The 13,439-nt window shown below is 41.4% G+C and carries 17 protein-coding genes; 16 read left to right on the top strand and 1 reads right to left on the bottom strand.

The window, feature by feature from the left end:
* The first annotated feature begins 8 nt into the window (after nt 1–8).
* The 12 genes from B1A77_RS01545 to B1A77_RS01490 all read left to right on the top strand — a co-directional run bounded on the left by B1A77_RS01545 (nt 9) and on the right by B1A77_RS01490 (nt 7,886).
* Nucleotides 9–314, top strand: a complete 306-nt coding sequence (locus tag B1A77_RS01545; RefSeq protein WP_077707700.1) for a hypothetical protein — start codon at nt 9–11, stop codon at nt 312–314.
* On the top strand, nt 301–1,299 hold the full coding sequence (locus tag B1A77_RS01540; RefSeq protein ID WP_077707699.1) for a hypothetical protein: 999 nt from the start codon (nt 301–303) through the stop codon (nt 1,297–1,299). The genes B1A77_RS01545 and B1A77_RS01540 overlap by 14 nt, the downstream gene beginning before the upstream one ends.
* Before the next feature lie 15 nt (nt 1,300–1,314).
* A complete protein-coding gene (locus tag B1A77_RS01535) occupies nt 1,315–1,641 on the top strand; it encodes a hypothetical protein (protein WP_077707698.1) in 327 nt (108 codons plus the stop codon).
* 14 nt (nt 1,642–1,655) lie between these two features.
* Nucleotides 1,656–2,597 carry a hypothetical protein gene (locus tag B1A77_RS01530; protein WP_077707697.1) on the top strand — a complete coding sequence of 314 codons (942 nt, stop codon included), beginning with the start codon at nt 1,656–1,658 and terminating at the stop codon, nt 2,595–2,597.
* Nucleotides 2,598–2,739: 142 nt separating this feature from the next.
* Complete coding sequence (locus B1A77_RS01525; protein WP_077707696.1) at nt 2,740–3,291, top strand: hypothetical protein; 552 nt, start codon at nt 2,740–2,742, stop codon at nt 3,289–3,291.
* On the top strand, nt 3,284–3,676 hold the full coding sequence (locus B1A77_RS01520; RefSeq protein ID WP_077707695.1) for a hypothetical protein: 393 nt from the start codon (nt 3,284–3,286) through the stop codon (nt 3,674–3,676). Before B1A77_RS01525 ends, B1A77_RS01520 begins: the two co-directional genes overlap by 8 nt.
* Complete coding sequence (locus B1A77_RS01515; protein WP_077707694.1) at nt 3,677–4,252, top strand: peptidoglycan recognition protein family protein; 576 nt, start codon at nt 3,677–3,679, stop codon at nt 4,250–4,252.
* A gap of 256 nt (nt 4,253–4,508) precedes the next feature.
* The gene (locus tag B1A77_RS10200) at nt 4,509–4,793 is read left to right on the top strand and encodes a hypothetical protein (protein WP_237301781.1); all 285 of its coding nucleotides are present in this window, start codon (nt 4,509–4,511) and stop codon (nt 4,791–4,793) included.
* A 437-nt stretch (nt 4,794–5,230) separates the two neighbouring features.
* On the top strand, nt 5,231–5,470 hold the full coding sequence (locus B1A77_RS01505; RefSeq protein WP_077707693.1) for a helix-turn-helix domain-containing protein: 240 nt from the start codon (nt 5,231–5,233) through the stop codon (nt 5,468–5,470).
* Nucleotides 5,471–5,622: 152 nt separating this feature from the next.
* Complete coding sequence (locus B1A77_RS01500) at nt 5,623–6,789, top strand: iron-containing alcohol dehydrogenase (RefSeq protein ID WP_077707692.1); 1,167 nt, start codon at nt 5,623–5,625, stop codon at nt 6,787–6,789.
* A 100-nt stretch (nt 6,790–6,889) separates the two neighbouring features.
* Nucleotides 6,890–7,555, top strand: a complete 666-nt coding sequence (locus tag B1A77_RS01495; protein ID WP_004694895.1) for an AzlC family ABC transporter permease — start codon at nt 6,890–6,892, stop codon at nt 7,553–7,555.
* Nucleotides 7,548–7,886, top strand: a complete 339-nt coding sequence (locus B1A77_RS01490) for a branched-chain amino acid transporter permease (protein ID WP_077707691.1) — start codon at nt 7,548–7,550, stop codon at nt 7,884–7,886. Before B1A77_RS01495 ends, B1A77_RS01490 begins: the two co-directional genes overlap by 8 nt.
* Nucleotides 7,887–7,988: 102 nt before the next feature.
* Here B1A77_RS01490 and B1A77_RS01485 read toward each other — a convergent pair whose 3' ends face one another.
* Nucleotides 7,989–8,840, bottom strand: a complete 852-nt coding sequence (locus tag B1A77_RS01485; RefSeq protein ID WP_077707690.1) for an aldo/keto reductase — start codon at nt 8,838–8,840, stop codon at nt 7,989–7,991.
* Nucleotides 8,841–8,951: 111 nt separating this feature from the next.
* Between B1A77_RS01485 and B1A77_RS01480 the strand changes: the two genes are divergently transcribed.
* The 4 genes from B1A77_RS01480 to B1A77_RS01465 all read left to right on the top strand — a co-directional run bounded on the left by B1A77_RS01480 (nt 8,952) and on the right by B1A77_RS01465 (nt 13,359).
* Nucleotides 8,952–10,067, top strand: coding sequence for an efflux RND transporter periplasmic adaptor subunit (locus B1A77_RS01480; protein ID WP_077707689.1), 1,116 nt, complete (start codon nt 8,952–8,954; stop codon nt 10,065–10,067).
* Nucleotides 10,068–10,168: 101 nt separating this feature from the next.
* Nucleotides 10,169–11,104, top strand: coding sequence for a DUF2156 domain-containing protein (locus B1A77_RS01475; protein WP_331711869.1), 936 nt, complete (start codon nt 10,169–10,171; stop codon nt 11,102–11,104).
* Nucleotides 11,105–11,294: 190 nt separating this feature from the next.
* A complete protein-coding gene (locus B1A77_RS01470; RefSeq protein ID WP_077707687.1) occupies nt 11,295–12,488 on the top strand; it encodes a GNAT family N-acetyltransferase in 1,194 nt (397 codons plus the stop codon).
* 1 nt (nt 12,489) lies between these two features.
* Complete coding sequence (locus B1A77_RS01465) at nt 12,490–13,359, top strand: RluA family pseudouridine synthase (protein WP_077707686.1); 870 nt, start codon at nt 12,490–12,492, stop codon at nt 13,357–13,359.
* Nucleotides 13,360–13,439 lie beyond the last annotated feature (80 nt).

Below are 13,439 nucleotides of genomic sequence, written 5' to 3'. Positions count from 1 at the left end.
GAGGTATTATGGAACCGCATGTATTAGCTTATGATGCTAACGGCAATATCATACTAAATCTCAAGGAAAGGCTCACACGTATTGATGGGCGGATGTATGTATCAGGCATTCCTAATCGACGTCAGCAAATTACTGTGAATGGATTGCAGCCTGGTCAACATGTCTGGGCTGCAGCCATGGGGCAGTACTTAGTGGCAGAGGTTAGGGGCAATATCATAACATATTATTTTGCAGTGTCCCAGGATGAGTATAATATCAATCGTCAATTTAAGGGTCTTACGTATGAAGGGTGGCTGGCGTATGGAATTTATTAACATCCAGAATAAAGAAGGTGTCACGATTATAAACGATACCTATGACAATCTAGTATATCTTAGTTTCCCTAAACAAAAAGATGCAGTTCTTTACACTGGGGCGATGAGGGGGATAACGCCAACGGTTCAAATCCCGCTCAAACCTGTAGCTTACGCACCTATGCTGGTGCCTACAAGTAAATACCAATACGGATATATTGCAGGGGAAGCTAATGTAATCCAGGTCTTTTATATTACTAATCGCATATATCATGGCGATGCACCTCTTATCGCAGTATCAGTTCCGCAAGGATTTGAATTCGCGGCTCAGTGGGTTCATAAACGTCGTGAGCAGTTAATGGTACTAGTAGTGGATGTAATTAAGCCAGGCGAAAAGGTAACGCAAGCAATGGTTGATGAAGTAAAAGCTGGCATCAAGTTTTACTGCTTCGGTTATTTCGAGGATGTTATGGCTAATGCAGATACGCCTCGTATTCGATTTGTTGACAAGGTAGGAAGTAGTAAGCCTAATACGGCATTGCAAGTTCTTGGCCGTCACAAATATTATAAAGCGTCTTGGGCAACAGATTACAATCTGCACAATGATGTGATATATGATAGCCGCATCAGGTACCTACGTGTAATTGATCACTATGTGCATGATTGGTATAACCAGTTATCAAACTACATTCCGGATACTTTTACAGACATGGCTCGTGACCCAAAGACATATGGCGTCAAGGTTGCAATTATTCCTATGTCCGTAATCGATGCATCCGTTTGGGGGCCTAATATTAATAATGGAGATAAAAAGTCACACACGGGGCGAGTGTGGCAAACGTTCAGATTTCACGATGAGAGTACTGTATCGCTGAAATCGTATCAGTTCATTAATTGGAATACAGTCACTACGTATCCTGTAGGTTGCTCGGGTAAAACCACATCTCAGTATTTGGTAGTCGATGTGACCGGGTACGATAAACAAGGTACGATTCCATTCAATTAAGGGAGACGATAAGTAATGAATGTAAAAGATATAGACCTCAATATTGGCGAGGATTTCGGGATAGTTTACGCAGTCCAAGATGACAATGTGGATTTGACAGGGTTTAAGTCAGTATTCGCCATACGAAAGCGAGCAAGTGGTCCGCTTGTTATTAAAGTGCAAGGGGTAGTATCTGGGAAGATTGCGACATTCAATATTTCCGGAAAGGATACCCTAGAAATTAAGTCCTTTGGTGAGCATGTGTATGATGCTTTTGCATATAAGGAATCGGAGCCTAGCCGATATTATAAACTGGGCATGGGGGTAGTCAACATAATTCAGGATGTGGCCATGCATGATTAGAGGAGGAATGTATTATGCAAAACAAAGCGTTACCAGTAAGAATTGAAGGTCCGATTAAAGTAGAGGCGGAAGTAAAAGCAACCATGGTAGGCGATAATGGAAAAAGTGCTTATGAAATCGCAGCTGCTCACGGGTTTAAGGGTACTGAACAGGAATGGCTTGATAGCTTAAAAGGTCCTAAAGGTGATAAGGGCGAGGACGGACGAGACGGCGCAAGTGCCACAGCTGACAACGCTCATCAGTTATTGCTACAAGGTAACGTATGGTGTGAAAGTGCCAGTGTTGACGATGTACTCACCGCCTTAATTGGCAATATTGGTAAGCCGTTCCCTCGGACTGAATTTAAGCCGTTGACTATTCCAAGCGTAATCCAAAGGCAACAGGTGGTATCCGTTACAGGCGAACCACATTACAGCGTTAAGGTAGTCGGCAACGATACACCTTTCACGCTAGATAGTACTGGGGCTTGCACTATTACAATTCCACCTCTAGGTGAAGATGATATAAAACTCACCTATCACAATTTCACAGGTGCGAAAGTAGGCGATTATACGATTGCTGGCGTTCAAACTGGTGCAGCTGCTGATGAAGAATATACCGAAAATGGTATTGTGTACAAACGCTATGGCGATGTGTTGAAAATGGACATTACCAACAACACAGTGAATGGTAATTTTAAGGGTAACCCTAAGAATTGGGACGTTACGCAAAAGGTAATTTACGCCAATAAGCCTTCAACGCTTAATTTAGGTGATAACTGGAACAGCTACGGCCCTTATTATATTGAAACGCCTGAAAATATAACATTTAAAGGATTTAACAACAATATGCGACTAACCATAGTTACATCAACACAGGGGACTACAACGCTGGCCTTTGATAAGAATACCATTGAATGGAATGCGACTAACCATAGTTACATCAACACAGGGGTCAAAAACAGCGACCATTTGTAATTAATTAAACCACAGGGGGAACACATGCAAGAATTAACTGATTTCATGGGCGAGGCTTGGCGGACATTGACGGATTCGTTCGTTCTAAAGGCCTTGCTTGCATGTGTCCCCATTACGTAACTATCACACTTAGGGGGAGTGAATGGATATATTGAACGACATTTTAGTAATGCTGATTAGCGGTGTATCACATGAGCATATTGTCAGTATGGGCGTTATCATCATCTTAACAACCGTATTGCTATTCATTGACGCCGCGCAACGCATTACGACGGAGGTGCTTAGGTATAACAAGGATAATCACAGGAACAATACGCCTATAACATTACTTACAACGCTCGCATGGTATGGCTGGGGGAAAGGTGGATACGTTGACGCGACTACAGGGCTGAAACGTAGGTACCTTATGAGTGAACGCTTACGATCCGATTTACTAACGAAATTATGCGTACAGTATCCAGCATGGATGGTCTTATCGGTAGTGTTTGAATCGCTACCGGATATCCCGATTCCGAATACTGAACTATTCCTGGACCATATCTTCTCATTCCTATTCATGCTGATTCCGTTCTTCTCAGAATGTTGGTCAATTATCGAAAACTTACGAGAAATGGTTGAAGATGACCTCGTGGACTTTGGAAAGATATTCCAAGGCGTATTAGAGATTATCAGAGCATGGAGGGGTAATGGATAAGTTAGCTATCATTAACCGCATCAAGCGGTCCTATCAGTCAATTAGAATAGCTGGCATACGGCCAACTGGAGTATTAGCAACGAGGGCACTAGTCCTCGTCATGCTAGTACCGATGATACTCGTAGTTGCCCAGTATGCGCTATCAACAATTAGAGGTTATGTATCGCCTGAAGCAAATCAACTTATCGATAAGGGTGTATTAATTATTGACCATATTAACGTTCCGTCGGTACTTATGGCTATCGTAGGGCTGTGTGGCATGTTTATTGACAAAGACCATAACGGGATACCAGATAAGCTGGAGGAACCGAATACGTTGCCTACGAACAGACCTGGCATACAACAATTAGCAGATGACGTTAACCATGATGAGAGGGGGAAATAAATGTTTAGACAACTTACAATGGACGAGTTAAAAGACCTAGCACTAGATGCATACGGCCAAATTGAAAAGGCATACCTGCATTGGACAGGCGTCAAAGGTGGTAAGCACTTCAAGGATTACCATATTAACATTGACAGAGATGGCACGATGTGGACCGATATGGAGGCTTTAACCAATTATAAGGAACACACCTATATGCGGAATAGTAACGCAGTAGGCATTGCTATTGAAGCATGTTGGGATGCAGTCAGTGAAAATAATCTAGGTAGCGAACCACCTACAACAGCACAGTTAACTACTATGGCACAGATTATGGCTGTGTTAACTATTAATGCTGGTGTGCCACTTGACCTACAACATCAAATGACACACGCCGAAGCAGCAGATAATAAGGACGGCCTAGACCTCTATTATTTAGATCCGACTGGATTCCCAAATAACACCTACGGCCCAGACTCCAACGTTGACCGATGGGACCTCTTAGTGTGCCATGAAGGTGACGAACGATGGAGCGGGGGCGACTGGTTACGTGGTACTGCTCGATGGTGGGGTGCTCAGTGGGGTAGTACGATTTAGGAAGGAGCAATTATGTATGAAACTATCAAGAACAAAATTATATCTGCGATTACTCGTAAGCGCGTTATTCTTGGTGTGCTTAGCGTTCTTATCATCTGTTTCGCATGCAGCCTCCTTAGAGGGTACCTCGACACAAGAGCCGACTATCAGCGTACCCGTGAGCAGTTGGAACGAACTCAAAGGGCGCTTGACGAAAGCAGAAAGCTCAATCAACAACTCAGAGAAAGCGTTGCAACAAGCCAACGACTTAACCGCGATGCAGGGAACAGCATTAACAGAATTGAAGATTATCAACGAAGAACGGACGAAGGAATTGAACGCGCTCAAAGCAATCAACGAGAAACAGGGGCAAGAATTAACGAAAGCCTCCAATCTCTTGACAACGCAAGAAGCGAAATTGAACGAAGCCTCGACCTCATTAGAAGAATTGACAGAGCAAATCAAACGCAACAAACGAACCGAGCAACGCCTTAAACGGCAACGGGATACATGGGCCGTGGTAAGCGGTGTGTTTGGATTAGCAGGTGCAATTCGTCGATGACTGAGAGGTGATCCTTATATCTTCTGAGCAGGAGCAGGTGGACTCCTGGTAGTATAGTTTTGATAAAATCAATAGAGCCTACTAACCTAGATTAAATCTAAGTTAGTAGGCTCTTTTTTGTTTGTAAAAATCAAAATAAATACTTGATTATATACACGATATAGGGTATAATATAGACATAGGGAAGGAGGTGATGATAGTGGACATAATAGAAAAGCTAACAAGCTTAGCAAATGCGTTAACGCCACTGGTACTGGCACTAGCAATACTAAAACTTGTTAGCAAGGAGTAGTAAAAAGCAGGCGGGTGAAAGCCCCGCCACCTTTTCAACATCATTGTAAATCAACGAGGTGAATTATGCAATATATAGAATGGTTGATTAATATAGCAACTATTATTATTTTGATACTAGCTGTTAAACGTTTAGTTAGAAGGTGATGAAATTGAAATTTGAACTAGATGATATCATGACAACACAAGAGGCTGCAGAGCGGTGGAATGTTACTGCTGATTCATTAAAACAGAATTGTAGAGGTCGTGTAAAGAATGGATTTAAGGAGGGCGAGTTTAAGAAGTCTGGGAAAATGTGGCTAGTTACACGGCAAGGTATGGAACGGTTATACGGAAAAGAATCCGCTTTAAGTAGTGTAATAAAAAGCGTGTCAGACGAACATTAGGCCTCTAAAACTCTGCAAAATTTGTAACGGTTGCTCAACTGTTGCTCAACTTTTGTCGTACTAAAACGCAAATGGTTGTTGAATTATCAATGTTTTTATAATATAATTCATATGTAAGGGATATATCTATATGTTGGATTAATGGAGGATGTATGTATAATTTTGATTTTTATAACCCTACACATATCGTATTTGGTAAAGACCGTTTAGATGAATTAGATACATTGGTACCAAAGGATGCAAAGGTGCTCATTACTTATGGTGGTGGCTCCGCTGTGCACAGTGGTCTTATTGATCACATTGTGAAAGCTCTTGGTAACCGCAAGGTTGAGCAGTTTGGTGGTATTGAGCCAAACCCATCTCTTGAAACTTGTGAACGTGCGGTAGCTTTCATTAAAGAACATGGCGTAGATTTCGTTCTCGCTGTAGGCGGCGGTTCTGTAGTAGATGCTACAAAACTTATCGTTATGGGTGCTACCTATGATGGTCCCGTTATTGAGGTAATGAAAGCTGGTGTGCCAGAGGTTCCGGTAGACATGGTACCAAATCCATTACCATTTGGCACAGTTATGACACTACCTGCAACTGGTTCCGAAATGAACAATGGTGCAGTTATTACTTATGGTGACGGTAAATACCCTGTATTCAGTAGCTTAGTATTCCCTAAGTTCTCCATGCTTGATCCAACATTGACTTTCACCTTGCCTGAAAGACAAGTTAAGAATGGCGTTATCGATACCTTTGTGCATACCACAGAGCAGTATTTAACATACCCTGTAGAAGGTCGTATTCAAGATCGTTTCAGCGAAGGTATTTTAAAAACTATGATTGAAATCGGCAAAGAAACAGTAGAAAATCCAGAAAACTACGATATTCGTGCTAACCACGTGTGGGCCTCTACATTGGCATTAAATGGTTTAATTGGTGCCGGCGTGCCACAAGACTGGGCAACTCATCTGATTGGCCATGAGTTAACTGCGGCGTACCATCTTGACCATGGTATTACATTGGCTATCGTATTACCTGCATTGTTAGAAGTGAAAAAAGCAGACAAACTTGAAAAATTGGCACAATATGCTACACGGGTATGGCATATTACAGAAGGTACAAACGAAGAAAAAGCGGACAAGGCTATCGCTAAAACTCGTGAATTCTTCGAGTCCCTTGGCGTATCTACGCATTTGAAAGACTATGGTCTTGGTGAAGAAGCAGTTGATAAAATTGTGAAACAATTAGAGGACCATGGCATGACACAACTTGGTGAAAATGGTGATGTAACACCAGAAGTAGCTCGCGAGATTTTAACGCGTGCCTTATAATTAAGGGGATTAACAGTGTAAACTTGTATGATATGGAAAGGAGGCGCTCCCTATAAATAAAATAAAAAATAGAAGTGCATTTTCTTTTGCACTTCCTATTATGATTCCCATGGGGCTTAGTTTCCTTTTTCTTGGAGTAGGCTTTGGTTTGTATGCTACCAGTCAAGGGTTTCCTTGGTGGACCGCTCCTGTTTTAGCTAGTACCATATTTGCAGGCTCCATGGAGTTCGTAACTATTGGGCTGTTAATGGCAGGCTTTGATCCAGTGAATACTTTTATGTTGACCTTGTTTGTCAATGGGCGCCATTTCTTCTATGGTCTATCTGCACTACAGCGATATGTGCATATGGGATGGAAATGGTTTCCTACAGTTGCGTGGATGTGTGATGAAAGCTTTGCAATTAATGTATCTACGAAGTTACCCGATGATGTAGATGAAAAATGGTTCTACTTCCATGTATCGTGGCTTAATTATATCTTCTGGGTGGTGAGTACTCTTGTAGGGGGATTGTTCGGCGATTTATTAGCATCTGTAGATTTGCGAGGTATTGGTTTTGTATTACCTGGCTTATTTATTGTTATATTCCTTGAAATGTTATTTAATGCTAAAAGTAATAATATTCGAGGCTTAGGTGCTGTTGGAGCCGTTGTAGCACTAGCAATGCTTCTATTAACGGGAAAATCCTTATTTATGCTTGCTTCTATGGGGTGTATGCTCGTAGTATGTTATATAGCGTATAAGTGGGGAGGTGTACATCTTGACTAGTTTTGAAATAGTCATTACTGTTGCTATTGTTGTAGCGGGCACATTACTTACACGTTTCTCTGCTTTTCTTATTTTCCCACCTGGTAAGAAGGCCCCAGATTTTGTACAGTATTTAGGCAAGGCATTACCTGCAGCGGTTATGGGGATGCTTGTTGTGTATACCTTTAAAGATACAATTGTGTTATCCTATCCATATGGAGTACCGGAACTTATTGCTTTATTAGTGACCGTTGGCATGCATGTATGGAAACGAAATATGTTTATGTCTATTGGAGCCGGCACTGTAGTATACATGATACTTGTTCAAGCCGTATTTAATATACCTAAATAAAATAAAGTATACTAACATAAACTACAATAAAATAAAGAGCACTAAAATAAACCACTTATATCTATTCCTAAAGGAGGATATAAGTGGTTTTGTTTTTATGTTCTATTTAAGTTGTAATAATCTTTCAAGACCTGGCGCAGTATGATGGTCTTCCAAGAAGTCTTGTTGGTCTAGTAGTTCCATAACGTCCATATCGATGTTGGTGAGTTTGAAATCGAATACATCGAAGTTAGCTTCCATATGGCTCACGTTATTTGCCTTTGGCAATGGAATGATGCCTTGTTGGATGTGCCAACGCAAGATGATTTGATGTTTTGAAACACCGTATTTTTCCGCCAAGCTTTTGATGATTGGATGGTCAAAAATCGGTTGGCGATCACGGGTAAATGGAGACCATGCCATGCCTACAACTTGATGCTTTCTCATCAATTGTAAGAGTGATTGACGTTGGTTGAACGGGTGGCATTCGATTTGGTTGACCACCGGCTTTACATTGCAGTGGTACAGCAAGTCAATGAGGCGGTCTTCGTAAAAGTTAGATAGACCTAACCCACGGAGTACATTTTGATCGTATAATTCTTCCATGGCGCGCCAAGAACCGTAGTAATCACCTAGTGGTTGATGTACTAGCATGATGTCAATATAGTTGGTATCTAATCTCTTTAAGGAGCTTTCAACAGCACGCATCGTATTATCGTAGCCTGCATCAGTGTGCCAGATTTTAGTAGTGATGATTATATCTGTTCGTTTAATACCAGATGCTTTGATTCCTTTAGCCACGGCTTCTTCGTTGCCATAATAGGCGGCCGTATCGAGTAAACGATAGCCTACGCCAAGTGCATTGGCAACGGCCTGTTCAGTCTCTCCTTCGGTACCTGTTTTATAGGTACCATAACCGATGGAGGGAATGAAGCTACCATTGTTTAAAATTCTAAAGTCCATCCGTTCTTCCATGAGAACCTCCGTTATATCCATAAATTAAAGGAATTAGCTTTCATACAATTCTAACTGATTTTATGATATACTAAGGTATTGATAAAAATCAATATGATAGGAAGTGACAGAATGCAAATAAATCGTTTCTGCTCTGTAATTGCTATCCTTGGTGTCATGATTATGGCGCTCGCTATTGCGGGATGTGGTACGAAAACCGTATCCGTCGCAGAGGTAACGTACAAGGATATGCCGTTGCAGATTCATAATGATGCCAATGTAACGGCTCTTAATAAGGCGACGATAACGCCGACATTGACGGGGCAGGTCGTGTATGCTGTGAAAGTAGGCGACCAAGTACAGCAAGGTCAAACTGTGGCAACTGTAGATACATCGGCTTTACAACAACAGCTAGCATCCTTGCAAGGACAATTGGCACAAGCCCAATCACAATCATATGCCACAGCTGTGACGACTACGACTGCAGCATCTATAGACAGTACTCAACTGGAACAGGCTCAACGCATGCGCGAAGCAGGCATAATCACACAAAAAGAATATGATCGTATTTTGGAACGATCTCAACCACAAACTACAACAGTCACAACTGGTGGTGGGGGAGGCGTCAATACGGCGGCTATCGAGGCACAAATTGCTCAAGTATCTGCACAGATGGCAGCTTCTACAATTGTGGCCCCTATAGCCGGTACGGTGACATCTATTTATAACGAAGACCGTCAAATGGCGATTGCGGATCGTCCGTTTATGATGATTCAGCAATCCACGCCGATGGTAGCATCCCTCAGCATTCCCCGTGATGCGGCTATGAAGTTAGGTACAGCTGAAGCCAAGAATGGTATGAAGGTACTTCTCAAGGTGGGGGACCAAGAAATACCAGGTGAATTGACTTATGTAGATATTACTCAGCCTGAAAATGTGCCAAGTGTCCTCGTAAAAGCTACTTTCAACAATGAGAAAGGCCTTATCAAGGCTGGTGAATTCTATACACTTGTTATTGAATCTAATGTGAAAGCCAAGATGCTGACCGTTCCAACTAAGGCGGTTCGGGAAAATCAAGATGGCAAATATGTATATGTATTAACTGAGAATAATACAGTTGACGTACGTGTTGTTGAGGTAGGTATTACTGAAGGTGATGACGTAGCTATTATTTCTGGCCTCAACGAAGGTGACAAGGTTATCGCAACGGATGGCACCTTTGAGTTAGGTGAATCTGTAAAATTGTGATTACGACCCCTATGGGTTTAATACTAGATTGTTAGGATTATGTTTAAACATAATAGAATCGAAACTTTCACAAATCGTGAAAGTAACCTCAAAAGAGGAATCTGATAGGAGGGATTATTATTTTAGAATTTAAACGTTTTGAATTGCGAGATAAACCATTAATCGACAAGTATTTTGAACAACATCATTATGAAGCATCCGATAATTGCTTTACTACATTGTTTATGTGGCAAGATCCATACGGTATTCGCTGGGCTGAAGAGAATGGCGTATTGTATATCCAAGGTGGTGGCAAGCGTGAGCCATTCCTATTGCCTCCATTTGCTGGTAAAGATGCAAAGTTCCTTGATGGTTTGTTGCGTGCTAAAGAATGGTTCGTAGAAAATAAATTGCCGTTCCGATTTAAAGGCGTTAGCAAAGATGTAAAAGAACGCATGGAAGACCTATGTCCTGGTCGCTATGCATTTACACCTGACCGTGACAATTACGAATATATTTACAAGTCCGAAGATCTTATCAACTTGTCTGGTAAGAAATTCCGTCAAAAGAAAAACCATTTAAACCAATTCCGCATGCAATATTCTAACTATGAATATGTGCCGATTACAGATGATATTATTCCATTATGTCGTGAAACGGCAGCATCTTGGGTAGAAACGCATCATGAAGAAGGTATCGAAGATGAATTGATAGCCATCAATTTGTTATTTGATAACTGGGATGTGTTGGGACTTAAGGGCGGTGCTATTAAACTATTCGGCCGTGTCGAAGCCTTTAGTATCGGTGAGCTTCTCAATGACAGAATTGCTTTGATTCACATTGAAAAAGCAAATCCAGATATTCGTGGTTTGTATCAAGCTATCAATAATGAATTCATTCGTCATGAATTTAGCGAAGTAGAATTTATCAACCGCGAAGAAGATATGGGTTTGCCTGGCCTTCGTCAAGCAAAAGAATCTTATAACCCAGATCATTTTGCTGAAAAATATGACGCAGTATATGCTAACGAAGCTGATAATGCGACAGGCGGTAAATAAAAATTTGAGCTATGAAGCCGATGTGCTCCATAGCTCATTTTGTTATAATAGAATTGTTAGCCTATCTATTTGAATGTAACTATTGTATCATCATGGCGATATGATGTGCTTAAATTAGATCAGATTAGATATTATACGCTGTGACGCGACAGATAGATAACGGCTCTTATGATATAACGAGGACATAATTATGGAATTTAGAATTGCGACGGCTCAAGATACGCCTCATGTGGAAAATCTATGGGCGTACTGCTTTGAACCAAAGGAAGATCTATTCTTCCAATATTATTTTACAAATTGTTATGAACCAGAGAATACAATGGTCGGCCTAGAACAGGACCAATTGTTGAGTACCGTTCATTTGCGTCAATACAATCTTAATGTACGTGGTGCCGTATTGCCTACGAGCTATATGGTAGGCGTTGCAACGCATCCAGCAGCCCGCCGTGGTGGTGTAGGCGGTGCACTGTTAACTGCTGCACTAGAGGAGCTTCGTAAACGCGGTCAAGCTATGACGATTTTGATGCCATCCAAGGCGGCGTTCTATCAGCAATATGGTTGGGAACTTTATGCTCATCAATGGGTGAACACCATATCGCTAGAAGACTTGCGCCCTATGACAGATAAAACGTTGAGCTTTGGCTTGCTAAATAGCGTAGATCAATGGACTTTGTTAGATCCAGTATATAAAACATATACGGCTCGTCTTTCTGGCTATGCAGAGCGTGGTGAAAAGGAATGGAAACGTTTGTTAGGCAGCTTTTTTGCAGAAGGCGTAAATGTTGCTGTAGTGCGCAACGATGACCATGTCATTGAAGGCTACGCAGTGTATCGTTTAGGTCAGCCTGAAATTCCTGTTACTGAGCTGGCTTACACGACACGCCGTGCACAACGTGCATTATTGAATTATTTCTATAATCACCGTTCCCAAGGTACGTCTATCCGTTGGAATGAAGGTCTTCACGATACATATTATCGCTTCTATCCTGATGGTAGAACTGGCCACGCTACCATGCCATATATGATGAGTCGTATTGTAGATGTAAAAGCTGCTTTCGAAGCAATTCCTGTCAATCAAGAGGCATTGATGATGCCTATAACAATGACCTTTGCTGTAAAAGATGGGCTTTGCAGTTGGAACGAAGGTCGCTATGAAGTACAATATGGCAGTGCATTAACTCCATCCGTTAAAAAGATTTCTGATACGATAGAGGATGAAACAGATATTACCATTGAGGTCGGTGCGTTGAGCCAGTTATTAATGGGCACAATTACGGCTCGAGACCTTGCGTTTGAAGGGAAACTTTCAGTAAGCGAAGAATGGTTAGACTATTTCGATATTCTCTATCCTGAACAAAAAACGTATATTAACGAATGGTGGTAATATGAGTTGGAAAACATATACGGTGAAAGAACCAACTGAGTTGACGGTTTCTAAATATGTAAAGGAACGATTTTCCTTATCCTCTCGGGATATCCAAATGATGTTTCGCAAGAAACGGGTAAAAGTTAATAGCCGTGTGGCTCATTCGCAGCGAGTACTTAAAAAGGGTGATGTATTAACTTTGGAGTTACCACAAGATAAGGATTATGGGGTTGATGTAGAAAAGGGGCCGATTACCGTTCTCTACGAAGATGCTCATACCTTAGTTGTAAATAAAGCTCCTTTTATGCTCGTTCATCCAGCAGGGCAAACAAAGTCTTGCACTTTAAGCAATTATATAGCTGGTTATTATGCGAAAAAGGGTGTAGTTCATAAGGTTCGCCCTGTGCATCGCCTCGACCGAGATACATCGGGGTGTATTCTATTTGGTAAAACAAAGGAAGCACAACAATATTATACGGATGAGCTACAAGCAGGTCGTATCGATCGTATTTATACAGGACTTGTAGAAGGTCATATTGATGCGGATGGCATGGTAGATGAGCCTATTGGGGTAGATCCAGTATTCGATAATCGCCGTGTTATCGATGAGTTTGGTCAGCCTGCTCAAACGGAATATACCGTTCTCGGTTATGAAGGAGACAATACTCTGTTACGTTTTAAATTGTTGACTGGCAGAACTCATCAAATTCGGGTTCACATGGAACATATTGGCCATCCTATTATTGGTGATGCTATGTATGGTACGCGCAATAAGCCCTATACACGCCAATGTTTGCACGCATCGGAGCTAACCTTTGTACCGTATGGTAAGGATGAAGCTATTACGATTACTTGTGAAGTAGGGGATAATTTTGGTCGAGAAAAATAACTGTTGATTTTTCCACTCAAAATAATAAGACTATCGTATTTATTGGATGAGAAGCTTATTATCCCTGTATCCTTGTATAC

Source organism: Veillonella parvula (assembly GCF_002005185.1).
Lineage (GTDB): Bacteria > Bacillota > Negativicutes > Veillonellales > Veillonellaceae > Veillonella > Veillonella parvula_M.
The sequence above is the reverse complement of the archived record's forward strand: the minus strand, read 5'-3'. Positions and strand labels throughout refer to the sequence as shown.